23 protein-coding genes and 1 riboswitch are annotated in these 24,280 nt (G+C 67.9%); of the genes, 11 read left to right on the forward strand and 12 right to left on the reverse strand.

Features of this window, described 5'->3' with window-relative positions:
• Positions 1-149 precede the first annotated feature (149 nt).
• The 3 genes from AC3ZI9_RS14150 to AC3ZI9_RS14160 all read left to right on the forward strand — a co-directional run bounded on the left by AC3ZI9_RS14150 (position 150) and on the right by AC3ZI9_RS14160 (position 1,938).
• Positions 150-290, forward strand: a complete 141-nt coding sequence (locus AC3ZI9_RS14150; RefSeq protein ID WP_444566818.1) for a hypothetical protein — start codon at positions 150-152, stop codon at positions 288-290.
• Positions 291-371: 81 nt separating this feature from the next.
• On the forward strand, positions 372-854 hold the full coding sequence (locus tag AC3ZI9_RS14155; RefSeq protein ID WP_444566817.1) for a hypothetical protein: 483 nt from the start codon (positions 372-374) through the stop codon (positions 852-854).
• Between the two features lie 133 nt (positions 855-987).
• Positions 988-1,938, forward strand: coding sequence for a metal ABC transporter solute-binding protein, Zn/Mn family (locus AC3ZI9_RS14160; protein ID WP_444566816.1), 951 nt, complete (start codon positions 988-990; stop codon positions 1,936-1,938).
• 76 nt (positions 1,939-2,014) lie between these two features.
• Here AC3ZI9_RS14160 and AC3ZI9_RS14165 read toward each other — a convergent pair whose 3' ends face one another.
• The 7 genes from AC3ZI9_RS14165 to gcvP all read right to left on the reverse strand — a co-directional run bounded on the left by AC3ZI9_RS14165 (position 2,015) and on the right by gcvP (position 12,263).
• A complete protein-coding gene (locus AC3ZI9_RS14165) occupies positions 2,015-3,154 on the reverse strand; it encodes a baeRF2 domain-containing protein (RefSeq protein ID WP_489923702.1) in 1,140 nt (379 codons plus the stop codon).
• A gap of 124 nt (positions 3,155-3,278) precedes the next feature.
• The gene (mgtE, locus tag AC3ZI9_RS14170; RefSeq protein WP_444566814.1) at positions 3,279-4,637 is read right to left on the reverse strand and encodes a magnesium transporter; all 1,359 of its coding nucleotides are present in this window, start codon (positions 4,635-4,637) and stop codon (positions 3,279-3,281) included.
• 324 nt (positions 4,638-4,961) lie between these two features.
• Positions 4,962-6,371 carry an L-serine ammonia-lyase gene (locus AC3ZI9_RS14175; RefSeq protein ID WP_489923703.1) on the reverse strand — a complete coding sequence of 470 codons (1,410 nt, stop codon included), beginning with the start codon at positions 6,369-6,371 and terminating at the stop codon, positions 4,962-4,964.
• A gap of 98 nt (positions 6,372-6,469) precedes the next feature.
• A complete protein-coding gene (gene glyA, locus AC3ZI9_RS14180) occupies positions 6,470-7,795 on the reverse strand; it encodes a serine hydroxymethyltransferase (RefSeq protein WP_489923704.1) in 1,326 nt (441 codons plus the stop codon).
• The gene (gene gcvH, locus AC3ZI9_RS14185; protein WP_444555572.1) at positions 7,792-8,172 is read right to left on the reverse strand and encodes a glycine cleavage system protein GcvH; all 381 of its coding nucleotides are present in this window, start codon (positions 8,170-8,172) and stop codon (positions 7,792-7,794) included. Before gcvH ends, glyA begins: the two co-directional genes overlap by 4 nt.
• 39 nt (positions 8,173-8,211) lie before the next feature.
• Positions 8,212-9,339: a glycine cleavage system aminomethyltransferase GcvT gene (gene gcvT, locus AC3ZI9_RS14190; protein WP_444555571.1), complete on the reverse strand. Its 1,128-nt coding sequence runs from the start codon at positions 9,337-9,339 to the stop codon at positions 8,212-8,214.
• Positions 9,340-9,377: 38 nt separating this feature from the next.
• Positions 9,378-12,263 (reverse strand): aminomethyl-transferring glycine dehydrogenase, encoded by a 2,886-nt coding sequence (gene gcvP / locus AC3ZI9_RS14195; RefSeq protein WP_444566810.1) that lies wholly within the window; start codon positions 12,261-12,263, stop codon positions 9,378-9,380.
• Between the two features lie 190 nt (positions 12,264-12,453).
• A riboswitch (glycine riboswitch) is annotated at positions 12,454-12,552 on the reverse strand.
• Positions 12,553-12,757: 205 nt separating this feature from the next.
• Here gcvP and AC3ZI9_RS14200 point away from each other — a divergent pair.
• Positions 12,758-14,254: an amino acid permease gene (locus AC3ZI9_RS14200; protein WP_444561805.1), complete on the forward strand. Its 1,497-nt coding sequence runs from the start codon at positions 12,758-12,760 to the stop codon at positions 14,252-14,254.
• 117 nt (positions 14,255-14,371) lie between these two features.
• Complete coding sequence (locus AC3ZI9_RS14205) at positions 14,372-14,926, forward strand: RDD family protein (protein WP_444561803.1); 555 nt, start codon at positions 14,372-14,374, stop codon at positions 14,924-14,926.
• A gap of 33 nt (positions 14,927-14,959) precedes the next feature.
• On the opposite strand, the gene AC3ZI9_RS14210 is transcribed toward AC3ZI9_RS14205, so the two are convergent.
• Positions 14,960-15,694, reverse strand: a complete 735-nt coding sequence (locus tag AC3ZI9_RS14210; RefSeq protein ID WP_444561802.1) for a VIT1/CCC1 transporter family protein — start codon at positions 15,692-15,694, stop codon at positions 14,960-14,962.
• Positions 15,695-15,722: 28 nt separating this feature from the next.
• Complete coding sequence (locus AC3ZI9_RS14215; protein ID WP_444555568.1) at positions 15,723-16,484, reverse strand: SGNH/GDSL hydrolase family protein; 762 nt, start codon at positions 16,482-16,484, stop codon at positions 15,723-15,725.
• Between the two features lie 180 nt (positions 16,485-16,664).
• Here AC3ZI9_RS14215 and AC3ZI9_RS14220 point away from each other — a divergent pair, with 180 nt between their 5' ends.
• The gene (locus AC3ZI9_RS14220; RefSeq protein ID WP_443384133.1) at positions 16,665-16,952 is read left to right on the forward strand and encodes a hypothetical protein; all 288 of its coding nucleotides are present in this window, start codon (positions 16,665-16,667) and stop codon (positions 16,950-16,952) included.
• Positions 16,949-17,764, forward strand: a complete 816-nt coding sequence (locus tag AC3ZI9_RS14225; RefSeq protein ID WP_443384132.1) for an FAD:protein FMN transferase — start codon at positions 16,949-16,951, stop codon at positions 17,762-17,764. Before AC3ZI9_RS14220 ends, AC3ZI9_RS14225 begins: the two co-directional genes overlap by 4 nt.
• Before the next feature lie 16 nt (positions 17,765-17,780).
• Here AC3ZI9_RS14225 and AC3ZI9_RS14230 read toward each other — a convergent pair whose 3' ends face one another.
• Complete coding sequence (locus tag AC3ZI9_RS14230) at positions 17,781-18,926, reverse strand: serine hydrolase domain-containing protein (protein ID WP_444555567.1); 1,146 nt, start codon at positions 18,924-18,926, stop codon at positions 17,781-17,783.
• A gap of 55 nt (positions 18,927-18,981) precedes the next feature.
• Positions 18,982-20,010, reverse strand: coding sequence for an RNase H family protein (locus AC3ZI9_RS14235; RefSeq protein WP_444555566.1), 1,029 nt, complete (start codon positions 20,008-20,010; stop codon positions 18,982-18,984).
• A gap of 85 nt (positions 20,011-20,095) precedes the next feature.
• Here AC3ZI9_RS14235 and AC3ZI9_RS14240 point away from each other — a divergent pair, with 85 nt between their 5' ends.
• Positions 20,096-20,569 carry a hypothetical protein gene (locus tag AC3ZI9_RS14240; protein ID WP_444555565.1) on the forward strand — a complete coding sequence of 158 codons (474 nt, stop codon included), beginning with the start codon at positions 20,096-20,098 and terminating at the stop codon, positions 20,567-20,569.
• Between the two features lie 32 nt (positions 20,570-20,601).
• Positions 20,602-21,051, forward strand: a complete 450-nt coding sequence (locus tag AC3ZI9_RS14245; protein ID WP_444555564.1) for a hypothetical protein — start codon at positions 20,602-20,604, stop codon at positions 21,049-21,051.
• Between the two features lie 7 nt (positions 21,052-21,058).
• On the opposite strand, the gene AC3ZI9_RS14250 is transcribed toward AC3ZI9_RS14245, so the two are convergent.
• Entirely contained in the window at positions 21,059-22,171 is a 1,113-nt protein-coding gene (locus AC3ZI9_RS14250; RefSeq protein WP_444555563.1) for a glutathione S-transferase family protein, read from the reverse strand.
• 92 nt (positions 22,172-22,263) lie between these two features.
• On the opposite strand from AC3ZI9_RS14250, the gene AC3ZI9_RS14255 reads away from it, so the two are divergent.
• Both AC3ZI9_RS14255 and AC3ZI9_RS14260 read left to right on the forward strand, forming a co-directional pair.
• Entirely contained in the window at positions 22,264-23,526 is a 1,263-nt protein-coding gene (locus AC3ZI9_RS14255) for an Nramp family divalent metal transporter (RefSeq protein ID WP_444566807.1), read from the forward strand.
• A complete protein-coding gene (locus AC3ZI9_RS14260) occupies positions 23,523-24,239 on the forward strand; it encodes a metal-dependent transcriptional regulator (protein ID WP_444555561.1) in 717 nt (238 codons plus the stop codon). The genes AC3ZI9_RS14255 and AC3ZI9_RS14260 overlap by 4 nt, the downstream gene beginning before the upstream one ends.
• The last annotated feature ends 41 nt before the right edge of the window (positions 24,240-24,280 follow it).

Raw genomic sequence — 24,280 nt, forward strand, 5'->3', positions numbered from 1 at the left:
CACCTTCCAGCGGTTGAAGTACCGTGGTTTGCGGGGGCGGGGGCACGCTCGATCACCGACCGCCCCTTCCCCGACCGCTGGAACAACGTTCAGTTGGAGGAAATCGTCATCGGAGGACAGTGGAAAAACTAGTACGCGTTGTCGGCACAGTGAGCATTTTCGTGGTCTTCTTCGCCGTATTGGGGGCATGGGACCTCAACGGTGCGGTTCGGGTGATCTTCTCCGCCATGTTCGCGGCCGCCTTCGGCGTACTGGTTTTCGGGCCGAGCCGGAAGAAGGCCACCCGGTAGATCCCTGCCGGCCCCCGCGCAGACCCGGGATCGTGCCACCGCTGGTTGACAGTAGTTATCCGGAGTCTCTAGGTTCAAAAGATGGAACACATCTGGGCTTTTGAGTCATCGGCCATCACCGCGGTCCTCGTGGATTTCCTCGATCCGGCCCTCGTCGATCAGCCTGATATCCGAGAACGCGGGGTACGCCTGGAGATCCGCCCGATGGAGGTGGCCAGCCCGAACACGATCTACTCCTCCCCCCTGGCCTCGTTGCGTCCCGCCGTCGTTCGGATCGACATGCTTGAATCGGCGCCCCATGAAGCCGACCGGATGCATTTCCATCCCGGCATGGTGGACGGGGAACCCGGGGACCGGACGTTCGACGAGCACATGGTGGAAAGTCCCATCGACTGGCTGCGCTCCTACCTGAGGCAGCTGCACGAGGTGGTGGGGCCTGTCGACGGCGCGGCCATTGCCGAGGCAGCGGAAGTCATCGCCCGGGAAGCTGCCCGTCTGCTCGAGGAGGCCCGCCAGCCGTGGCCCGACGTGACCCACGATGAGCGCGGTCTGGTCGTCGGTTAGACGGGACGATTCACGGCGCCGGCAGTGAGGCGTCCTGCCCTCCCCGCATCGATGACACACACCTCGAAGATGCAAACGATTCTCATTTAGTATAAGATGTGAGGGCTTCCTTCCCCTGCCCGAAAGGCCGCCCGTGCATTCGCGTTTCGTCGTCGTCCCCGCCCTCCTGCTGGGTCTGGGACTGTCCGCCTGCTCGGGGCCTGCTTCCGGAGAGGGGGACGACACCCTCACGGTGGTCACCTCCACGAGCGCCTACGGGGATATCGTCCGCCAGGTCGCCGGGGACTCCGTCACGGTGGATTCGATCATCGACAGGCCTTCACAGGACCCGCATTCCTACGAGGCCACCCCACAGGACAAACTCACGCTGTCCCATGCCGACCTCGTGGTGGAAAACGGAGGCGGCTACGATTCCTTCGTCGATCTGCTGATCCGGGGGCTGGGGATCGACGACTCGGCCATCATCACGGCCATCGACTACTCGGAGGCCGCCCACGCCGAGGACCACGAGCCGGAACCGGAGGCCGGGCCCGATGACCACGACGGGCATGACCACACCAGCTTCAACGAACACGTCTGGTACGACCTGCCCACCGCTTCGGCCGTGGCCGCGGAAGTCGCCGACCGCCTGGGCGAGCTGAAACCGGAGGAAGCGGAGACATTCACCGCCAACGCCCGGGAGTTCGCCACGAAGATCGACACCTTGGAGGAACGCCTCGGGAAGCTTTCCACCACGACGGAGGGCCACCAGTACGCCATGACCGAGCCGGTGCCCTACTACCTGCTGGAGCGGGCCGGCCTCTCGGATGGAACTCCCGAGGGATTCAGCGGCGCCATCGAAGCCGGCAACGATGTCTCCCCGCTACTGCTGAACGCCTTGGACGAAAAGCTTTCCGCGGGAGGGATCTCCCTGCTGGCCTTCAACCCCCAGACCAGCAGCCCGCAAACCCAGATAGTCCGCGCCCAGGCCGAGGATGCCGGGGTCCCGGTCGTGGAATTCACCGAGACGCTCCCGCAGGACACCGACTACCTGGGCTGGATGGGGGCGAACATCGACGCCATCCAGGCGGCCGTGAAGGACTGACCGCCGGCCGTCCGGGGGATGTATCCGCAGCCGGCGGGATGGACCACCGGCTGCGGAACGGCCCCGAGGATTCCGATCAGGCCGCTTCGGCCTTGGGCCACCGCAGCAGTGCCGCGATCCCGGCCCCTCCGGGAAGCACCCCGGCGGGGACGTACCTGATCGAGGCATCGGTCATGGCGACGGCGCGGAGCAGGACCTCCGGTGCGGGCCATGAGCCCAAGGCCCCCGATCCTTGGAGATCGGCCCCCTCGGAAGCCAGCCAGGGCTCCCCTTCAAGGGCCAGCAGCGAATGGTCGTCCTGGAATTCGGCCACGACGACCGTGGCGGCCTGACCCTGTTGCAGAGCCCAGACGACGTCCTCGAAGCCGAGCACCGCCCCCGGCTGGACGGCGTTGACCTGGTTGGAGATACGTTCCGAGAGTTCACGGATGTCCTCGGCCAGCAGGGCCGCGACATGCGCTTCGACTTCCTTCTCCACGGCCGTGGCATCGGCGCCTCCGGTCCGTGTGTGCTGGTCAAGTGTCACCGCCAGGGCCCGGGTCGGTTCGGCCAGTTGGGACAGGACGAGCTCGCGGGCCTTCGTGTCCCCGGACAGGACCACCAGCCGGGCCCGGGTGTCACGAGCCACCTCGTCGACCAGCCGGGCGATCTCGTCGGCGTTCCGGCGCCAGACCTCTGCCGTCTGGTGCTGGTTCTTCGATTCCTCGTATCGGCCGGGCACCCGCCGGGCATGGTGGGCGTCGTCGCGATCATTGGCCACCCGGTACTCCTCGGCGACCCCGGCCACGGCCGAATGGCGCAACCGCACCTCTCCCCCGTCACGGCCGACTTCGGCGACCAGGTAGGGGAACTGTCCACCGTGGGCCCGCGCCAGCGGCACCAGGTTGGGGAACTCGCTGCAGTCCACCTGCGGTGAATCGGTCTTCACCCCCTGGACCAGCTCATCCAGGACGACCTGTCCGTCGCAGACGGCGACGAAGCGGGAGACCGGCGAGGGACGCCCCTCGGCGGGATGCATGGCGGCGCGCATCGCATCTATGTCGGGGGCGCTGGCCTGTTGGCTTTTCAGAAGTCGGGCAACTGTATCGGGCAGGGCATCGGCGGCTTCCTGGGCTGCCGTAGTACCGAGCGAGGCATCTACGAAGGCCGTGCACCACGGACCTTCTTGTCGAAACAACGTGGCATCAATTCCGCTGGAACCTGCCCTATTTGCCATGGGGAAACTCCTTCCCACGCGACGCCTTCGCCGCGTGACTACTGGGTCCGTGAGCCCACCGTAGCATCGCCGGGACCCGGCGAACAGAGCCTGTTTCCCCGCCCCGGCAGCCCCGCTGCCGACCCTAGATACCCAGCACTGCCTTCGCGATCACGAAGTACAGGATCAGGCCGGCGGCGTCCACGAAAGTGGTGATGAACGGGTTGGAGAACACCGCCGGGTCGGCCTTGATCGCCTTGCCCAACAGGGGCATGATCCCGCCGACCGTGGCCGCCATCGTGCAGACCCCGCCCAGGGTCAACCCGATCACCCAGCCGATGTCGGGACTGTAGATCAGCGCCGCGATGGCGAAGCCCAACGCACCCAACAGCAGGCCCAGCATGGCGCCCACCCGTACTTCCCGGGCGAACACGCGCAGGATGTCGCGGGCCCGGACATCACCCAACGCCAGGGCGCGGGTGACCGTGGTGGCAGCCTGGTTGCCGGTGTTGCCACCGGTGCCGATCAGCAGCGGAATGAACGAGGTCAGCACCGCCACCTCCATCAGGGTCGCCTCGAATTCGTGCAGGACCCGCACCGTCAACGTGGCGCCGATGGCCAGGACCAGCAGCCACACCACCCGGGACTTGACGATCTCCCAGATCGGGGTCGCCAGATAGGGCCGGCGCAGCGGTTCGGTACCACCACTGCGGGCCGCATCCTCGGATTCGGCGGCTTCGATGATCCGCAACGCATCGTCGACGGTCAGGATGCCCAACAGCCGGTTCTCCGTATCGACCACCGGCAGCGCCAGCACCTGCAGGTCGGCGCAGCGCCGGGCCGCGGTCTCCTCGTCCACGGTGGCCCGGACGGATTCCGCATCCACCATGATCTCGCCCACCGTCTTGCCCGGATCCGCGCGCAGCAGGTCACGCAGGCTGATGATCCCCACCAGGGCCCGCCCGGCATCGGTGACCGGCAGGGTGTAGATGGTCTCGGCGTCGTCCAGGCCCGTGCGGACCTTCTCCAACGCCTGGTCCACGGTGGTCCAGGGGTGGGCGCTGATGAATTCGGGGCTCATGCTGCGCCCGATCGAGCCCTGTCCGTAACCCAGCACGGCGTCGGTCAGGGCGCGTTCCCGGCCGGAGAGGCCCAGCAGGAGTCGACGGGCCACCACCGAGGGAAGCTCGTCGAGCAGGCCCACCCGGTCATCCGGGCTCAGGTTGTCGAAGACCTCGGCGACGTCGGTGTCCTTCAGCCCCTGGATGAGTTCGGATTGCAGGGTCGGGTCCAGCCGTTCGAAGACGGCCAGGGCCCGGTCCTTGTCGAGCAGGCGGTAGAGCACCGCCCGGTCGCGGTCGTTCAGCCGTTCCAGTTCGTCCAGGGTCTTGGAGATGGGCAGGTGGGCAACCAGCCCACCCGCGGCGGCCAGGTCATCACGGTTGAGGGCCTGCTTCAGGGCCTCGATGGTGTCATCGATTTCCACGGTGTCTTCGGGGTTCATGATCCGGGTTCCCTCCGGTACGCGTCCCCTCGAGGGACGCTAGCTGATGACTGCGCGAGGCGCAGGGGAATACCGACGGCCCACAAGGAACGACGGCGAGGTGTGTGGACCCGCGGCGGGCGCGGGTTCTCGAGACGGTCCGTCGTCCATATGCGGGTCACCTCCCGATTCGGCAAGCCATACGCGGGCACGGGCCATCAGCCCGGCAGGCGTCGATCAGCGAAGCACGCCGATCCCGACGGCTCCAAGCCCCACCCTAATCCGAATCGGTGTTCCGCGCCAAAGCAGCACCGGTACCCCGGCAGCATCCCCCACGACCGGGAACTAGCACTCCACCACGTTCACGGCGAGCCCACCCATCGCGGTTTCCTTATATTTATCGCTCATGTCCTTGCCGGTTTCGCGCATGGTCACGATGACTTCGTCCAAGGAGACCCGGTGTTCGCCATCGCCCATCAGCGCCATCTTCGCCGCGTTGACGGCCTTGGAGGCGCCGATCGCATTGCGTTCGATGCACGGGATCTGCACCAGACCGCCGATCGGATCGCAGGTCAGCCCGAGATTGTGTTCCATGGCGATCTCCGCGGCGTTCTCCACCTGGGCCGGGCTGCCTCCGAGGACCTCGGCCAGTCCCGCGGCGGCCATGGAGGAGGCCGAGCCGACCTCGCCCTGGCAGCCGACCTCGGCACCGGAGATGGAGGCCTGCTCCTTGTAGAGCACCCCCACGGCGGCGGCAGCGAGCAGGAAGCGGACGATGATGTCTTCCTTGTCCTCGCCGGTGGCGTATTCGGTTCCGGGCAGGTAGTGCGTGGCGTAGAACATGACCGCGGGGATGATCCCTGCCGCCCCGTTGGTCGGCGCGGTCACCACGCGCCCGCCGGTGGCGTTCTCCTCGTTCACGGCCAGGGCGACGAGGTTGACCCATTCCTGCCAGTAGCGCGGGTCGCGGTCCTTGTCCTCCTTGGTCAGGCGCTCATGCCAGTCGGGGGCCCGGCGACGGACCTTCAGGCCCCCCGGCAGCAGCCCTTCGCGGGCGATGGCCGAATCCTTGCACTGTTCCATGACGTCCCAGATATGCAGCAGGCCGGCACGGATCTCCTCGCGGGACCTGTAGGTCAGCTCATTGGCGAGCATCACGTCGGCGATGCCCATTTCGCTGGCGTGGCAGTGTTCGAGCAACCGGGCCGCGGTGGTGAAGGGGTAGGGGATCTCTTCGTTGACCTCATCGAGTTCGGCGGCCGCGGCATCCTCGTCGCCGTCACGGACGATGAATCCGCCCCCGACGGAATAGTAGGTCTCATCCAGCAGGACGCCGCCGGAGGCGTCCAGGGCCTGGAAGCGGATGCCGTTGGTGTGCCGGGGCAGGATGGTCAGCGGACGCTGGACCATGTCATCGGCGGAATAGGACAGATCCTTCCGGGCCCCTAGTTCGGCGGCCAGGCGCAGGGTTCCGGTGGCGGCGATGTCCTCCAGCCGCTCCTCGACCTGGTCGGGCAGGATGCTCTCGGGCTCGAACCCCTCCATCCCCAGCAGGACTGCGGTGAACGTCCCATGGCCCTTGCCGGTGGCGGCGAGCGACCCGTAGACGTCGATCTGCAGATCGGCGGTGGCTTCAGCCAGTTGGCCTTCCACGAGGTGCGCGGCGAAACGCTGGGCGGCACGCATGGGCCCGACGGTATGGGAACTCGAGGGGCCGATGCCGATCGAGAAGAGGTCGAAGACGCTGATGGCCATGGTGTGGTTTCCTTTGCACGAGGTGGGTGCGGTCATGCGTCGGGCCCGGGGTTCGATGCCCCCGGGCCCGACGACGCCCGTGAGGGGCTGGAGGCGGCTCAGCAGAGCTGAGGAAGTTCCGGGTAGAGCGGGTGGGCGGTGGCCAGGGCGGTGACCCTGGCCTTCAACCCGTCAAGGACCGCCGCGTCGGCACCGCCGTCGGCGGTCCCGGCGATCAACGCCAACGCGATGATGTCGGCGACCTCGGTAAAGGCCGCCTCCGAGAAACCACGGGTGGCCAACGCCGGGGTCCCGATCCGTAGCCCCGACGTCACCATCGGAGGCCGCGGATCGAACGGGACCGCATTGCGGTTGACCGTGATCTCGATCTTCGCCAACAGGTCCTCGCCTTCCTGGCCATTGAGGACCGAATCCCGCAGATCCACCAACACCAGGTGCACATCCGTGCCCCCGGTCAACACGCTGATCCCGCACTCGGCGACATCTGCGGCCGTGAGGCGTTCGGCCAGGATCCTCGCCCCGGCCAACGTGCGCGCCTGGCGCTCGGCGAACTCTTCGGAGGCGGCGATCTTGAACGCCACCGCCTTGCCGGCAATGACATGCTCCAACGGCCCGCCCTGCTGACCGGGGAACACCGCGGAGTTGATCTTCTTGGCGATATCGGCCTCGTTGGTCAGGATGATCCCGCCGCGCGGGCCGGCCAACGTCTTATGCGTGGTGGAGGTGACCACATGGGCATGGGGCACCGGGGAAGGATGCAACCCGGCAGCGACCAGACCGGCGAAATGGGCCATGTCCACGAACAAGTAGGCACCGACCTGATCGGCAATGGCCCGGAAGCGTTCGAAGTCCAGCTGACGCGGATACGCCGACCAGCCGGCCACGATCATCTTGGGCTGGTGCTCGATCGCCAACGCCTCGACCTCGTCCATATCGATCCGCAGATCCGTTTCGGACACCGAGTACGGGACGATGTTGTACAGCCGCCCGGAGAAGTTGATCTTCATCCCGTGGGTCAAGTGACCGCCATGGGCCAGGTTCAGGCCCATGACCGTGTCCCCGGGACGGATCAACGCGTGCATCACCGAGGCATTGGCCTGGGCGCCCGAATGCGGCTGGACGTTGGCGAAACCGGCCCCGAAGAGGGCCTTGACCCGCTCGATCGCCAGCGACTCGATCACGTCGACATGCTCGCAGCCGCCGTAGTACCGGCGCCCGGGGTATCCCTCGGCGTATTTATTGGTCAGCACCGAGCCCTGGGCTTCCATGACCGCCTGGGCGGTGTGGTTCTCCGAGGCGATCATTTCCAGACCGTCCTGCTGGCGGGCCAGCTCGGCATCGATCCGCGAAGCAACCTCGGGATCAAGCTCCGCCAGCGGGGCCGTGAGGCTGGAGGAGAGGACCTGTGCGGATTCGATGGTCACTCGACATCGCCACCGTTGGCCGAGGCGTAGTCCGCTGCCGAGAGCAGCGGTCCCTCTTCGGAAACCTCGACGGTGAACAGCCATCCGCCGCCGTAGGGGTCGTCGTTCAGCAGGGCCGGGTTGTCCTCCACGGCCGGGTTGGTCTCCACGATGGTGCCGGTCACCGGCGCGTAGAGGTCGGAAACCGACTTGGTGGATTCGACTTCCCCGCAGGTCTCCCCGGCGGTGACGGTCGAGCCGACCTCGGGCAGGTCGACGTAGACGACGTCGCCGAGTGCGTCGGCGGCGACCTGGGTGATGCCGACCTTGGTCGGGGTGGAGTCGTCAACCCACTCGTGCTCGGCGGAGTAACGGAGGGTCGAAAGAACCTTGCTCATGTGTTGTCCTTAGTCTCTGGATCCACGGATGTGGGGGATTTACTTCTGGCGGGAGTAGAACGGCAGGGCGACGACCTCGAAGGGCTGGGCCTTGCCACGGAGGTCGACATCCAGTGCGGTGCCGGCCTCGGTGAGTTCGACATCGACGTAGGCCAACGCGATGGGGTGGCCCAGCGTGGGGCTGGGCTGGCCCGAGGTGACCTCGCCGACGACGTTCCCGTCCTTCATCACAGCGTAGTGGGAACGTCCGGCTCGACGCCCCAGGCCCTTCAGACCCACGAGCTTGCGCGCCACGCCTTCGGCCTTCTTGGCTTCCAACGCGGTCCGCCCGAGGAAGTCCTCCTCCTTCTTGAAGGAGACGATCGGTCCCAGACCGGCATCGAACGGGGTGATGTCCGTGGACAGCTCGTTGCCGTAGAGCGGCATCCCGGCCTCCAGGCGCAGCGAGTCACGGCTGGCCAGTCCGGCGGGAATGAGCCCTGCCTCGGTGCCGGCCTCGAGCAGTGCCTTCCACAGGGTGGTGGCCTCGGCGTTGGGCAGGTACAGCTCGAAGCCGTCCTCGCCCGTATAGCCGGTGCGGGCCAGCATCACGTTGATCCCGGCGACGGTGACGTCATCGGCCGCGTAGTACTTCATCTCCTGGACGGTCTCGACGTCGGCGCCGGTGACCAGCCCGGTGAGGATCCCCGCGGCGGCGGGTCCCTGGATGGCGATCAGGGCCGTCTCGGCCGACTCGTCGGTGACGGTGACCTCGAAGCCGGCGGCGCGTTCGGCCAGTGCTGCCGCCACGACGTCGGCGTTGCCGGCGTTGGGGACCACGAGGAAGTCCTCCTCGGCGCGGCGGTAGGTGATCAGGTCATCGAGGATCCCGCCCTCGGCGTTGCAGATCACCGAATATTTGGCCTTGCCGATCTTCATGATGGCCATGTTCCCGGCCAGCGCACTGTTCAGGAACTTCGCGGCCTCGGGGCCTTCGACCCGGACCTCGCCCATATGGGAGAGGTCGAAGAGCCCCGCGGCTTCGCGGACGGCCTGGTGTTCGGCCAGTTCGGAACCGTATTTCAGCGGCATGTCCCAGCCACCGAAGTCGGTGAAATGCGCGCCCAGTGATTCGTGTTCGCCGTGCAGGGGCGTCTGCTTCGGCGTGGTGGTGGTTTCGGTGCTCACAGCTCAGGCTGCCTTTCGTCGGGTTCCGCGGATCCGGTCTAGTTCTCGAATGCCTCGGGTGGCGGGCAGGAGCAGATCAGGTTCCGGTCGCCGCCGGCCCCGTCGATGCGTCCCACCGGGGCGAAGTACTTGTCCTGGCGCAGCCCGGGCAGCGGGAAGGCCCCCTGCTCGCGGGTGTAGGCCCGGTCCCAGTCGCTGGAGACCACGGCGGCCGCGCTGTGCGGGGACAGCCGCAGCGGGGATTCCGCCGCGGTGAACTCCCCGGAAAGGACCTGCTCCATTTCGGCCCGGATCGCGATCATGGCGTCGATGAACCGGTCGATTTCCGCCAGGTCCTCGGATTCGGTCGGCTCCACCATCAGCGTGCCGGCGACCGGGAAGGCCAGTGTCGGGGCGTGGAAGCCGTAATCGATCAGGCGCTTGGCCACGTCCTCGGCGGTGATGCCGGTCTTGGCGGTGGCATCGCGCAGATCCAGTATGCATTCGTGGGCGACCAGGCCCTGGTTGCCGGTGTAGAGCACCGGGAAGTACTCGTTGAGCCGCGAAGCGACGTAGTTGGCGGTCAGCAACGCGTTCTTGGTGGCGTTGGTCAGGCCCTCGGCGCCCATCATGGCCACGTAGGCCCAGGAGATGGGCAGCACGCCGGCCGACCCGTAGGTGGTCGCGGCGACCGCGGTGCCGGTGCGTGCGGTGGCTTCGCCGGCCGGGGCTCCGGGCAGGAACGGGACCAGGTGCTCGGCCACGGCGACCGGGCCGACGCCGGGTCCGCCGCCGCCGTGCGGGATGCAGAAGGTCTTATGCAGGTTCAGGTGCGAGACGTCGCCGCCGAACTGGCCCGGCTGGCCGAGGCCGACCAGGGCGTTGAGGTTGGCTCCGTCGATGTAGACCTGTCCGCCGGCGGTGTGGACCTTATCGCAGACCTCGCGCACATCGTCGTCGTACACCCCGTGCGTGGACGGGTAGGTGATCATGATGCCCGCCAGTGCCTCGCGGTGGGTTTCGATCTTCGCGTCCAGGTCGGCGGAGTCGATGGTGCCGTCGGCTGCGGTCTTGACGACCACGACCTTCAACCCGGCCAGCACCGCCGAGGCTGCGTTGGTCCCGTGGGCCGAGGCCGGGATGAGGCAGACGGTGCGTTCGGCGTCGCCATTGGCCAGGTGGTACTGGCGGATGGCCATCAGACCCGCGTATTCGCCCTGCGAACCGGCATTGGGCTGGATGGAGACCCCTGCGTACCCGGTGATGGCCGAGAGCCTGGATTCCAGGTCGTCGATCAGTTCACGCCAGCCCACGGTCTGGTGGGACGGGGCGTAGGGGTGGATGGAGGCGAACTCCGGCCAGGAGATGGATTCCATCTCGGCGGTGGCGTTGAGCTTCATGGTGCATGAGCCCAGCGGGATCATGGTGCGGTCCAGTGCCAGGTCGCGGTCCGAGAGGCGACGCAGGTAGCGCAGCATCTGGGTTTCGGAACGGACCGTGTGGAAGATCGGGTGGGTCATGTACTCGCTGGAGCGCACGACGGCGGCCGGAAGCTGTTCGGTGGCGGCGGCTTCGGCCTGTTCGATGGCGGCGGCCGCGTCGGCGACGCCGAAGGCCTCGGCGATCGCGACCAGGTGGGCGGTGGTGGTGGTCTCGTCGGTGGAGATGCCCACCGTGTCGGCGTCCAGGCGACGGAGGTTGATGCCGTTGTCCTCGGCGGCGGCCACCAGCTCATCGGCCCGGCCGGGGACCTGCAGGGTCAGCGTGTCGAAGAAGGATTCGTTGGCCACGGTGAAGCCCGCGTCACGGAGCACCGAGGCCAGGGCACCGGCCCGCAGGTGGGCCCGCTGGGCGATCGCCTTGAGGCCCTCGGGGCCGTGGTAGACGCCGTACATCGAGGAGGTGATGGCCAACAGCGCCTGGGCGGTGCAGATGTTGGAGGTGGCCTTCTCGCGGCGGATGTGCTGCTCACGGGTCTGCAGGGCCAGACGGTAGGCGGGTAGTCCGGTGTCGTCCTTGGACACCCCGACCAGGCGGCCCGGCAGCGAGCGCACCAGGCCGTCGCGTACCGACATGTAGGCGGCGTGCGGGCCACCGAAGAACAGCGGGACACCCAGGCGCTGGGTGTTGCCCACCGCGATGTCGGCTCCCTGCTCGCCCGGCGGGACGATGAGGGTCAGGGCCAGGATGTCGGCGGCGACGGTGACCATCGCCCCGCGCTCCTTGGCGGCGGCGATCACGCCTGCGTGGTCGGAGACCCGGCCCGAGTTCCCCGGCTGCTGGAGCACGATGCCGGAGATCTCGCCGTCGGGCAGCCCCTGGGACAGGTCGGCGATCTCGAGTTCGAAGCCCAGTGCCTCGGCGCGTCCCTTCACCACGGCGATGGTCTGCGGGAACATGTCGGCATCCAGGACGGTCTTGGCCTCGGCCTTGGCCTTGTTGGCGCGGCGCATCAGCAGGACGGCTTCGGCGACGGCCGAGGCTTCATCGAGCAGCGAGGCGTTGGCGATCGGCAGCCCGGTCAGATCCGAGACCATGGTCTGGAAGTTCAGCAGGGCCTCGAGCCGGCCCTGGGAGATCTCCGGCTGGTATGGGGTGTAGGCGGTGTACCAGGCGGGGTCCTCCAGAACGTTGCGCAGGATGACCGGCGGGGTGATCGTGTTGTAGAACCCCTGGCCGATCATCTGGGTCTTGACGATGTTCTTCGCCGCGATGGCACGCAGGTCATCCAGGACCTCGGCCTCGGAGCGGGCCGCCGGCAGGTCCAGGGGCTTGGCCTGGCGGATGTCGGCGGGGACCGCGGTGTCGACGAGATCGTCGAGGCTCGCGTAGCCGAGCTGCCGGAGCATGGTCTCGGTGGCGTCGCCGCGGGGGCCGATATGACGGTCGGCGAAGGCAAGTTCGCCGGCGGTGCTGGTGGTGGGACGGGCCGTGGTCTCGGTCATCAGGGGAACTCCAAGTGTGGTCGATGTGTGGTGCACACCGAATGAGCTTCGGTTCCTCCCCGACTCTGTATTGGACCTGAGAGATTCCGCTACGTCCGGAGTTGACCGGCCGCGGCTTGCACCGTCGGTGAGCGCTTCGCCTGCTGGTCGGGTGCCCCCGGCCGGCGATGCGTCTTCTTTCCAGAGTTGCCTCTGCGCGGCGGTACGGGGGCCTGAGAGATTCCCGGGGAGGGTATTGCTCCTACGGCGCCCGCCAGTGGATCTGACGGGACTCTCCCGCCGCAAGTCATAGGCGTGTGCCCTAGTGGACACGTCTTCATGATACGTGGAGACCCATGCCACGGACAACCTCCGCGTCGCGCCATCGATTTTCATATTCATGCATGATGGTGCGAAAATATGTAAGTTCATTTGCCGACACCGGCACCTGCCGCGATCCGACGGGCGCCGCCCGACCGCAGGCCCACCCGGCCCCGCCAAGGACCCAGTTGCAGATTCCATCGAAGCATCCAGCCCCGGACCTCCCTGCCCCGGCCGCCGGCCGCCGGCCCTTGACGCTGGGCCGGCAGCTCCTGCTCCGCAAGGACGTCGAAACACTACAGGCCGACGCCGGCCACGGTTCCGGCGGCGGGACCATGCGCCGCACCCTGGGGGTGCTGCAACTGACCATGATCAGCGTCGGTGCCACGCTGGGCACCGGCATCTTCGTCGTGCTGGGCTCCTCGGTGCCGATGGCCGGGCCCGCGGTCTGGATCTCCTTCACCATCGCCGGGGTGGCCGCCCTCCTTTCGGCGCTGTCCTACGCCGAAATGGCCGGGGCCGTCCCGGTTTCGGGGTCCAGCTACTCCTACACGTACGCGACCATGGGTGAAGGTCTGGCCTGGATCTGTGGCTGGTGCCTGCTGCTTGAATACGGGGTCTCGGTGGCCGCCATCGCCGTGGGCGCCGGGGAATACGTCAACGAACTCGCCGGGGTCTTCCAGCTGGACCTGCCCGCAGCGCTGACCAATCCCCCCGGAGCCGACGGCGGCCTGTTCAACGTCCCGGCCGTCCTGGTCGTCGCCCTGGCCATGGTCCTGCTGATGCGCGGGGCCAAGGAGTCCGCGACGGTGAACACGGTGCTGGTGTTCGTGAAGATCGTCGTGCTGCTCTTCTTCGTCGTCATCGCCTTCAGCGCCTTCCATACCGGGAACTTCACCCCGCTGCTGCCCATGGGCACCGCGGGCGTCTCGGCCGCGGCGGCCCGGCTGTTCTTCTCCTACATCGGTTTCGACGCCGCATCCACCGCCGGCGAGGAGGCGGTGAACCCGCAGCGCGATCTGCCACGGGCCATCATCGCCTCGATGATCATCGTGACCGTGCTCTACATCCTGGTCGCCATCGCCGCCGTCGGGGCCAAGGACTGGCAGTGGTTCATCGGCAAGGAGGCGGCCCTGGTCCAGGTCCTCGAAGCGATCACCGGCCAGGCCTGGGTGGCCCTGGTCTTCTCCGTCGGCGCGGTCGTGGCGATCATCAGCATCGTCATCACGGTGCTCTACGGCCAGACCCGCGTCCTGGTGGCCATGTCCCGCGACGGGATGGTCCCCCGCGTCTTCGGCCAGCTCAACCCACGGACCGGGACCCCGGTCCTGAACACCTTGATCACCGGCGGCGTCATCATGATCACCGCCGGATTGGTCCCCCTGGGGGAGTTGGCCGACGCCACCAGCATCGGCACGCTCTTCGCCTTCAGCCTGGTCAGCCTCTCGGTGATCCACCTGCGCCGCAACCGCCCGGAGCTGCCCCGCACCTTCCACGTACCGTTCTACCCGGTGACCCCGATCCTCGCGGTCGCCGGCTGCGTGTTCCTCATGGCCAACCTCGGGGTCACCACCTGGACCGTCTTCGGACTGTGGATGATGCTCGGCGCCGCCGCCTATCTGGCCTACGGGCGGCGCCGCTCCACGGCGGCCGCCTCCTATGCGGAAGCCCCACGGCACCCCGTCCGCTAGATCCCCCTCCACCGCCATCGGCTAGCGTGCCGGAAAACGCATATGTACCACTCAGCCCGAAAATGTAGATCCTGCCCACCCATGGTCTTGGGACAGTTCCTTGCGTATGGTGGGGCCATGAGCGATCCCACACCTCCTCCGCCCCAGCCCACCGGCCCCGCCATGCCCCCGACCGGCACACGCCCCGGGGAGCTCCTCGACCGGTTCCTGGCCCGGCTGATCGACGGCGTCATCCTGCTGATCGTCAACTTCCTGGTCGTAGGCCTGATCATCACCGGCGCGATCATGGGGGCCGGAGGAGCCGGCCTCGGGCTCGGCGGCAGAAGCTTCGGCGCGACGGCGGTGTCAGCGGTGGTCAGCGCCGTCATCTACGTCGGCTACTTCGCCTTCATGGAGTCCAGCCGGGGACAGACCGTGGGCAAGATGCTCATGAAACTGCATGTCGTGGGCGCCCAGGGCGGCCACCCGGATATGACCGAGGCGATCAAGCGGAACCTCTGGATGGGCTTCGGGATCATCGGAATCCTGCCGATCATCGGTACCGTACTTGGTTCGCTCGCCTCGCTGGCCGCGGCGATCGTCATCGCGGTGACCATCAACAACGACACCGTGAAACGCCAGAGCTGGTTCGATAAGTTCGCCGGCGGCACCCAGGTCATCAAGCAGGGCTGATCCGCTCCACCGGGGCCCCGGGCCGGGGCCCCGCTAGCCGGTGACCCCGCTGCTACCCAACCAGGTGCCGATGAGGAACGTGGCCCCCAGGGCCAGGATCCCGCCGACCACGACCCTCACCACCGGCTTGAACACCGGCGCTCCCCCGAGGCGCGCCCCCAGCCCCCCGGTCACGGCCAAGGCCACCAGGACGGCGAGGAAGGTCACCGGGATCCTCCACTGCGCCGGCAGCAGGACGGCCGTCAGGAACGGCAGCAACGCCCCGGCCGTGAAGGACACCGCGGACGCGGCGGCAGCACTCCACGGGCTGACCACGTCCTCGCGGTCGATATTCAGTTCGGCGTCGAGGTGGGCCCCCAACGCATCATGGGCGGTGAGTTCGGTGGCCACCGTCCGGGCGGTGGCGGCGCTGAGCCCCTTCCGCTCATACAGGTCGGCCAGTTCGTCGAGTTCCTCCTGGGGCAGGTGCGCCAGTTCGCTGCGTTCCTGGGCGATGAGGGCCCGCTGCGAATCCGCGGAGCTGGACACCGAGACGTATTCACCCAGCGCCATGGACACCGCACCACCGATTAGTGCCGCCGCCCCGGCGGCCAGGATCGGGCCGGTGGCAGTGGTCGCGCCGGCCACCCCGACCACGACGGCGGCGGTGGAGACGATCCCGTCGTTGGCGCCCAGGACCCCGGCCCGCAGCCAGTTCAACCGTTCGGCCAGTCCCCCGCCCTCATGCGGTTCGCCGTCGTGCTGGTTTGCTCCGGTGGATGGCTTCATGGCCACCAGTCAATCACTGCGCCGTCCTTCAGAGCCGGATGTAGGCCGGGTAGCGGGGGCCCATCGAGTCCCCCGAGGAGGTCCCCCGCACACGGCGCCCGATCCACGGCACCACGAATTCGCGGGTCCAGCGGGCGTTGGAGGCGAGTTGTTCCCTACGGGTCGGCTCCGGGGCGCTCTCCAGCTCCGGGGTCGCGATCGCGTCGGCGCCCTCGAGCAGGGTCAACACCTTCTTGGCCATCAGCGTATGCCCGGGGGGACCCATATGCAGCCGGTCCACCGCCCAGTACCGGAAATCGCTGAATTCACGCCAACGCCAGTAGTCGGCGACGAGGGCGCCATGGCGGTCAGCTGCTTCACGCACCCATTCGTTGTAGATGGCGGTCCGGCCCCGGGTCTTGCCGAAGACGGCCGAGGCCGAGGAGTCGAACCCGGTGAACACCACGACGGTTGCACCGGTGGCCCGCAGGCGGGCCACCATGTCGTCGTAACCGGCCATCAGCGCGTCGATATCCACCCGGGGGCGCAGGATGTCGTTGCCCCCGGCATAGAGCGTGACCAGGGTCGGTTCCATGGCCAGGGCCGTTTCGAGCTGTTCGTCGATGACCTGGTGGATCTTCTTGCCACGAATGGCCAGATTCGCATACCCCCAGGCCGGGTCGGCGGCACAGAGTTGCTCGGCCACCCGATCGGCCCACCCGCGGACGCCGTGGGGACGGGTCGGGTCCTCATCACCCACGCCTTCGGTGAAGGAGTCCCCCAGGGCCAGATACCGTTTCTCGAATTCCACCCGTCCAGCCTACGTCCACCGCTCTCCGGACGCCCGCCACCGGTCGATATGTATCCGCCCTCGGCGAAACCCGCCCGCCTGGGGCCGCCATGCGGGCCGGTCACAGGGTGTTCACAGTTCGGTTCGACAGGCTGGTTTCATGCAACACCGACAGGAACCCGTCCTCGAAAGGACCACCTCGTGAACATCCGCCAAGCCATCTTTGCTTCCGTGGCCTCCGCCGGGGTGTTGGCCGCCGGTTGGGTCGGCAGCACGCCACCGGTCGCCCAGGCGACACCGGCTCCCGCACCCTATCGACTCGGGTCCACCACGAGCGGTTCCGCGGTTGCGATCACCACGAGGCCGGCGGCCAGTCCCTCGACCCTGTCCAGTGTCAGGCGCCAGCAGCTGCGCGGTTCGGAGCCCGTCCAGCTCATCAGCACGCCGGACCACATGGCCCCGGCAGGTCTCGCGGGACCCCGGGCATGAGCGTGGTGGACGAAGCGACGGGCGGGCCGGCCGATCCGCGGATCCCGGAGCTGGCCCACCGGTCGTTCCAGGCCCTGGGCACGACGGTCGGCATCAGCGCGCCGCTGGAGCCCGACGAGCTCGACGCCGCCGTGGAAACGGTCCAGCGCATCTTCCTCGACGCCCAGACCTCCTTCGGCGTCGACGGCCAGGGCCCGGTGGAGAGCCTGCGTCGCGGGGACATCGAACTCCGGTACGCCCACCGCCGGTTGCGGGCGCTCTATGAGCAGGCGACCGTCTGGCGCCAGGCGACCGACGGTGCCTACACCCCGCACACCTCCACCGGACCGGTGGATCTGAGCGGGCTGGTCAAGGGGTGGGCCATCGCCCACGCCGGCCAGGCCATGATGGACCTCCAACTGCCGCATTGGTCGGTCACCGCCGGCGGCGACGTGCTGTGCAGCGGTTCGCCCTTCCCGGCAGAACCCACCGGAACCGACCCGTTCTATGGCAGGCATTGGCGGGCCGGGATCACCGATCCCTTCGATCCGGCGACCTTGGTCGCCGATGTGCCGTTGGCCGGGACCCCCGGGTTCACCGCGGCGTTGGCCACCACTTCGACGGGGGCGGGATCCGGGCCGAACGCCTATCTGCAGGTCAGCGTGTTGGCCGAGGAGATCGTCACCGCGGATGTGCTGTCCCAGGCCATCATGGTCGGCGGGGAATCCACCCTGGAGGCCGCCGTCCGCGATTTCGGGGTCGCGGTCCTGGTCTGCGGGCACGACGGCGAACTACTCGCCTCCTCGACCTGGCCCCTGCAGCAGAGCGCGTGAACCCCGGTGCCGCCGCTCAGCCGCCGGCGAGGGAGAGCAGGACCTGGCGTACGGCCACGCTGAGTTGCCCACCCCGGGTGCCGGTGCCGCTCTCCTCGGCCCGGGCCGGCACATAACCGAATCCGATGCCGTAGGCGGGGTCGGCGTAGGCCAGCGTGGCGTTGGCCCCGTCGTGGCCGAAGGACTGCCAGGACCCGAAGTCGTTGCGCGGGATCGATTTCATGAACATCACGGCGAACGCCCCGGTCAGCCCGTTGGCCCGGTCGAGGCCGAACACCTGCTCGGCGGCCACCGTCCCTCGCGTGTCCTCGGTCAGGAAGGGCCCATCGGCGGCCCCGTCGTCCCGGACGACGCCGGTGCTGGCCGCCGCATAGAGCCGCGCCAGGCCGCGGGCACTGGCCACTCCCCCGGCGGCCGCGAGGCCCGAGGCCCTGATCCGCCGGTAGTTGGGCAGGTCCAGCAGGTCGTAGCTGATGCCCTCTCCGATATCGAAGCCCGCCGTGGAGTTCAGCGCCAGACCCAGCGGACCATACGGGTCGATGAAGGGAAGCTCCGGGCTTTGCGCGGGTTTGAGCACCTCGCGGAACCGGGGCTCCTCGCCCTCGGGCAGACCGAGGTGGAAGTCGATGCCGAAGGGCTCCCGGATGCGGGTCTCGTAGACCTGCTGCAGGGTCTGCCCGGTGATGCGCCGGACGAGTTCCTCGGCGAAGATCCCGATGGTCAACGCGTGGTATTGGTGCGTGGAGCCGGGTTTCCAGACGGGAGGGGCGGCGGCCAGGCGTGCGGCGCCCTGGGATGATTCGGTGTAGTGCTCCACCGCCATGCCGCCGTCGACCCCCGGCAGCCCGGCCTGGTGGCTCAGCAGTTGCCCGACCGTGATGGCCTTCTTGCCCCGGGCCGCGAATTCCGGCCAATACCTGGTCACCGGTTCCTCCAAGTCCAGCAGGCCATCCTGCACCAGCAGGGCGATGACCATGCCGGCGGCCCCCTTGGAGGCGGAAAAGACCCCGGTCAGCGAATCCAGCTGTGAGTTCGGTCCCACCGCATGGTCGATGACGGGGTGCCCACCGGCGTAGACGCAGAGCTGGGCCGAGTAGTCGGGGTCCGCCGTGGCGAAGGATTCCAACAGCTCGGTGACGGGGGCGAAGCGCGGGTCGTTCACGGTGGGGCTCCTGGGCTCTGCCGATTCCGGGGAGGGGTCCCCGGCATTCGGGGATCTAGACTTCGGGGGTTTCCTGGCGGAAGCGCAACCGCCAGCGCTGCTCTTCACGCTGCCACAGGGAACCGACGGTGACCGCCGATTCCGTTCCGACCAGACGGTAGGTCAGGTGGATCGCCTCCACCCCCACGCGGATCGCCTCGAGCAGTTCGAAGGCACGGTCGATCCCGGGGCCGGCCGGCGGGGTCGACCATCCGCCGTGCGGGACGACGTCGTCCTCCTCGCCCACCTGATCGGCGGCTTCCAGCAGGTCCACGGCCCCCGAGGACAAGACGGTCACCGCGGTCTCGCGTTCGGTCAGCGTCCCCCGGGACGTGACTTCGCGGTAGTCCGGATGCAGCAGGAAGTTCAGCTGTCCCACTTCGCTGCGGACCCGAGGATCCAGCAACTCCCGTTCCAGGGCGACCACGGCATCGATCTCGGCGCTTCCGCGGCCCGTTTCGGCGGGGTCCTCGAGGGAGGAGAACAAGTCGTCCTGTTCCAGGGGGTCCGCACCGGTGGGGGCCGGCTCGGCCTGCGGGGAAGGGCCGGGGTCCGCCGGGCCGGCCTCAGGTGACCCGGATCCCGGGTAGCCCGGGCCCGCGTCGCTGCCCCGCCCGGACTGGTAGGCGGTGGCCGCAGCCCGGGCGCGGTCATCGGCCGCCTCGTTGAGGTGGTGCCCGGCATGGCCCTTGACCCATTCGAACCGGTAGTCGCGGCCGGTGATGGCCTCATCGATCTGCTTGAGCAGGTCCACGTTCAACACCGGCTTGCCGTCGGCCTTCTTCCATCCCTTGCGTTTCCACCCCGGCATCCACTTGGTGATGCAGTTGATGACGTATTGGGAATCGCACAGGATGTGCAGGTGCTCGTCGGCGACATGTTCGGTGGAACGGAACAGATCCAGCACGGCCATCAGTTCGCCCATGTTGTTCGTCCCGTGGGGCCAGCCGCCGGCCCGCCAGGCGGAGTCGTCGACGTACCAGGCCCAGCCGGCGGGTCCTGGGTTTCCAAGCGCGGAGCCGTCTGCGGCGGCGGTGATCGTCATGGGTTCCATCCTGCCATGCCACCCCGACGCTTCGCGTTGGCCCCCGACGGTAGCCAGGAGCCTGCCCATCGGGCACGCTGTCCCCATGCGCCCTCGCCTCATGGTTCCGCTGCTGGCCTTATGCCTGGCTCCAGTGGCAGGGTGCGGCTCCACCGGCGCGGGCCTGGAACTCCTCGATCGGCCGGCCACCGCGGAGGATGCCCTGCCAGCCGACACCGCCGTGGCGGGCTTCCAGCCGGGAACCACCCGGTTGCTCACCCGGACCGATGGCTTCTCCTTCTATCTGGCCCGGCCACCCCTGACGGGCGGTCCGGCGAACCTCCCGCCGGGGTGGGGGGCCTGCCTCATCGTCGCCGAGCCGGAGGTCATCACCTGCGGACCGCTGCCCTTGGAAACCCGGTTCCTCGGCGTCTCGGCCCGATTCGTGCCCGACGCTGAGCACACCCCGCACCCGGCACCCGAGGGGTGGGAACAGCTGCAGCGCCAGCTGTTCGTCAAGGGTCTGGACCACAGCAGCAGGACACCCCCACGCCATCCGGTTCCCGAGGACGAGGGGTAGCCAGAATCCAACGCGTCGGGGAGGCTGGCCCCATGCGACGTCACCTTCTGGTTCCGCTACTGGCCCTACCGCTCCTGGCCGGGTGCAGCAGCCCGGCGGATCAGGGCATCGAACTACTCGATGAGCCGGCCACCGCGCAGGACGAGTTGCCCTCCGATCTCCATGTCGGCGGATTCGAACCGGATACAGTGCGCTTTGCCGCCCAGGTCGACGGCCTCTCGTTCTATATGGCCCGCGCAGCCACCGGGGATGCCAGGCAGAGCGCCGAATCGGATGAGGGCCTCTGCCTGATCGTCGCGGAGGAAGATCACATCGCCTGTGCCGGCATGCCGTTCGACGTTTCGTTCTACGGCATCTCGGCCAGGATAGAGGCCGACGACTTCGAGGCCTCCAAACTGACCTCCGAGGGCTGGGACCAGGTCCAGAAAAACCTGTTCCTGAAGGGTCTTGACGATCGGGGGCAGCCCGGACGCAACGGGTAGCCGGACCTCAACCGGGATGGAGCGGGTTGTGCCCGGCGGTGACTTCCTCCCCGGCACGCACCGGTCCGGGCGCCGTTCCGGAGCCGAACGGGGAACCGCCCAGTTCCTCGCGTCCGTGGGCCTGGAGCCAGTTGTCCAGCGCGGGGCCCTGCGGCACGAATCCGGTGGGATTGATGTCCTCGTGCACGATGTAATAGTGCCGTTTGATCTGCGTGAAATCGACGGTGTCCCCGAACCCCGGGGTCTGGAACAGGTCCCGGGCATAAGCCCAGAGCACCGGCATCTCGGCGAGCTTGTTCCGGTTGCATTTGAAGTGCCCGTGGTAGACGGCGTCGAAGCGCACCAGGGTGGTGAACAGGCGGACATCCGCCTCGGTGATGGTCTCCCCCATCAGGTACCGCTGCCCGGCGAGGCGTTCCTCCAACCAGTCCATGGCAGTCCAGAGGCGCTGGTAGGCCTCGTCGTAGGCCTGCTGCGAACCGGCGAAACCACAGCGGTAGACCCCGTTGTTGACCTCGGTGAAGATCCTTTTGATGACCGGGGCCATCTCCTCCCAGCGCCCTGCAGGCAGCAGGTCGGGGGCCCCCGCCCGGTGGAACTGCTTCCATTGGGTCGAGAAGTCCAGCGTCATCTGCGGGTAGTCGTTGGTCACGACGCCGCCGGTGGGGATGTCCACCATTGCCGGAACGGTGATGCCCCGCGGGTAGTCGGGGAAGCGCCGGAAGAAGTTCTCCTGCAGCCGTTCGGTCCCCAGGACGGGGTCCCGGCCTCCGGGATCCAGATCGAAGGTCCAGGACCTGACATCGTGGGTCGGACCGGGCAGTCCGACACTGAACGCCTCCTCGAGCCCCAGCAGCCGGCGCACGATCAGGGCCCGGTTCGCCCACGGGCAGGCGCGGGCCGCCACGAGCCGATAGCGTCCGGCCTCCACGGGCCAGGCCCGGGCCCCCTCCGAGAGTCCGGCCCCGGGGTCCCCGATGGAGCCACCACCCTGGGCGGCTGAGGCCCGGACGGCCTCCGGATCGGCGACGATCCGATCATTGATGTAGTTCGTGTCACGGGTGAATTCCTCACCAACGTTCACATAGGCGCCGCGGGTGGAATACCGGTTCTCATCCATGGGCCCATCCTAGGCCGGTTCACGTCATCCCGCTGGCGTCATCGGGTCCCGGAACGATAAGTTAAGTGGACTTAACTCAAAGGATCCGTGCGATGAAACGAACTGGTTCGACGGCACCGTCCGTCGTGGAACGGCAAGGACACCCCCAGCGACGCCTGGTGTGGCTGCTGGGTCCGGCCTTCGTTGCGGCCATCGCCTATGTCGACCCCGGCAATGTCGCGGCGAACCTGACCGCCGGAGCCCAACACGGCTACCTGCTCGTCTGGGTGCTGGTGGCGGCGAACGTCATGGCCGTGATGATCCAGTACCTCTCGGCGAAGCTGGGGCTGGTCACCGGCAGGTCGTTGCCCGAGATCCTGGGCGCCCGGCTCTCGCGCGGCGGCCGCCTGGCCTTCTGGGGCCAGGCCGAGCTCATCGCCATGGCCACCGATCTGGCCGAGGTCATCGGCGGGGCCATTGCACTGCACATCCTCTTCGGCCTGCCGTTGCCGTTGGGCGGGCTGATCGTCGGGATCGTCTCGATGGCCCTGCTGACCATCCAGTCCCGGCATGGTCAACGCCCCTTCGAACTGGTGATCATGGCGCTGCTGGTGCTGATCACCATCGGATTCGTTGCGGGCCTGCTGGTCAGCCCGATGGACTGGGGTGCCGCCGCCGGCGGGCTCGTTCCCAGGTTCGAGGGCACGGGCACGGTCCTGCTCGCGGCCGGCATGCTCGGGGCCACGGTCATGCCCCACGCCATCTACCTGCATTCCTCCCTGGCCCGGGACCGGCATGGTGAAGGGCACACCGAATCGGGGATCCGGCGACTCCTGCATGCCAACCGTTGGGACGTCGTCCTGGCGTTGATCGTGGCCGGTTCGGTCAACATCGCGATGTTGTTGCTGGCGGCCTCGAGCCTACGCGGAGTGGAGGGCACCGACACGATCCAGGGCGCCCATGGGACCATCGTCGAGGCGCTGGGACCGGTCATCGGCGTCATCTTCGGCGTCGGACTCCTGGCCTCGGGCCTGGCATCGACCTCGGTGGGTTGCTATGCCGGTTCGGCCATCATGTCGGGCCTGCTGCAGCGCCGGATCCCCCTGCTGGCGCGCAGGGTCGTCACGCTGATCCCGGCACTGGCCATCCTCACCGTGGGGGTCGACCCGACCTGGGCCCTGGTGCTCAGCCAGGTCTTCCTCTCCATCGGCATCCCCTTCGCACTGGTCCCTCTGGTCCGCTATACGGGGATGCGTTCGGTGATGGGCCGGTTCATCAACGGCCTGGGCACCCAGGTCTTCGCGTGGGCGATCACCGTGGCCATCATCGCCTTGAATCTGCTGCTCATCTACCTGACCGTCACGGGGGCCCAATGAGACAAGAACACACTCCGGCAACCCCGCCCCCGGGCTCCGGGGAAATCAGCCGCGTCGCCGAGGATTTCCTGAAGGCCATCTGGTCCGCCACCGAATGGGGCGGCTCCCCGGTCACCGGAAAGGCGCTGGCGGAACGCTTCGGGACCACCGCCGCCAATGTCTCCGACACCATGCGCCGGCTTCACGCCCAGGGGCTGGTCATCCACGAGCCCTACCAGCCGGTCCGCCTCACCGCCGCTGGACAACGCCATGCCGTGGCCATGGTCCGCAAGCACCGTCTCCTCGAATCCTTCCTGGTCCGTACGTTGGGGTATTCCTGGGAGGAGGTCCACGACGAGGCGGAGAACCTCGAACATGCCGTCTCGGACACGCTGATCGAACGCATCGATTCCCTGCTGGGGCACCCCGTCCACGACCCCCACGGAGACCCGATCCCCACCGTGGCCGGAGCCACGCGGCGTCCGGCACATGCGGTCAACCTCGCAGAGGCCCTCCCGGGAACCTATGAGGTCACTCGCATCTCCGACGAGGACCCCGGTCTGTTGCGCCTACTCGCCCGGCACGGGTTGCGCCCGGGCGCGCTGGTCGACATCGCGGCAGCCGAAGCCAATGGCTCCCTGGCCCTGGCCCCGCACGACGACGAGGCCCGGGTGGTGTTGCGCCCCGAAGCCATCCGGGCCCTGTGGGTCACCGCCACGGCCGCCGATCACTAGGTCATCCACGCTTTTGTGAATTCAGGATTAGCTGTACCGTG

The organism is Arthrobacter sp. AOP36-F1-5, assembly GCF_058137995.1.

Coding starts and splice junctions, on each gene's coding strand:
- AC3ZI9_RS14255 (WP_444566807.1), top strand. CDS start 22,264: ATGAAACGAACTGGTTCGACGGCACCGTCCGTCGTGGAACGGCAAGGA.
- AC3ZI9_RS14235 (WP_444555566.1), bottom strand. CDS start 20,010: ATGACGATCACCGCCGCCGCAGACGGCTCCGCGCTTGGAAACCCAGGA.
- gcvP (WP_444566810.1), bottom strand. CDS start 12,263: ATGACCGAGACCACGGCCCGTCCCACCACCAGCACCGCCGGCGAACTT.
- AC3ZI9_RS14165 (WP_489923702.1), bottom strand. CDS start 3,154: ATGGCAAATAGGGCAGGTTCCAGCGGAATTGATGCCACGTTGTTTCGA.
- AC3ZI9_RS14155 (WP_444566817.1), top strand. CDS start 372: ATGGAACACATCTGGGCTTTTGAGTCATCGGCCATCACCGCGGTCCTC.
- AC3ZI9_RS14250 (WP_444555563.1), bottom strand. CDS start 22,171: ATGGATGAGAACCGGTATTCCACCCGCGGCGCCTATGTGAACGTTGGT.
- AC3ZI9_RS14175 (WP_489923703.1), bottom strand. CDS start 6,371: ATGGCCATCAGCGTCTTCGACCTCTTCTCGATCGGCATCGGCCCCTCG.
- mgtE (WP_444566814.1), bottom strand. CDS start 4,637: ATGAACCCCGAAGACACCGTGGAAATCGATGACACCATCGAGGCCCTG.
- AC3ZI9_RS14225 (WP_443384132.1), top strand. CDS start 16,949: ATGAGCGTGGTGGACGAAGCGACGGGCGGGCCGGCCGATCCGCGGATC.
- AC3ZI9_RS14240 (WP_444555565.1), top strand. CDS start 20,096: ATGCGCCCTCGCCTCATGGTTCCGCTGCTGGCCTTATGCCTGGCTCCA.
- gcvH (WP_444555572.1), bottom strand. CDS start 8,172: ATGAGCAAGGTTCTTTCGACCCTCCGTTACTCCGCCGAGCACGAGTGG.
- AC3ZI9_RS14205 (WP_444561803.1), top strand. CDS start 14,372: ATGAGCGATCCCACACCTCCTCCGCCCCAGCCCACCGGCCCCGCCATG.
- AC3ZI9_RS14260 (WP_444555561.1), top strand. CDS start 23,523: ATGAGACAAGAACACACTCCGGCAACCCCGCCCCCGGGCTCCGGGGAA.
- AC3ZI9_RS14210 (WP_444561802.1), bottom strand. CDS start 15,694: ATGAAGCCATCCACCGGAGCAAACCAGCACGACGGCGAACCGCATGAG.
- AC3ZI9_RS14245 (WP_444555564.1), top strand. CDS start 20,602: ATGCGACGTCACCTTCTGGTTCCGCTACTGGCCCTACCGCTCCTGGCC.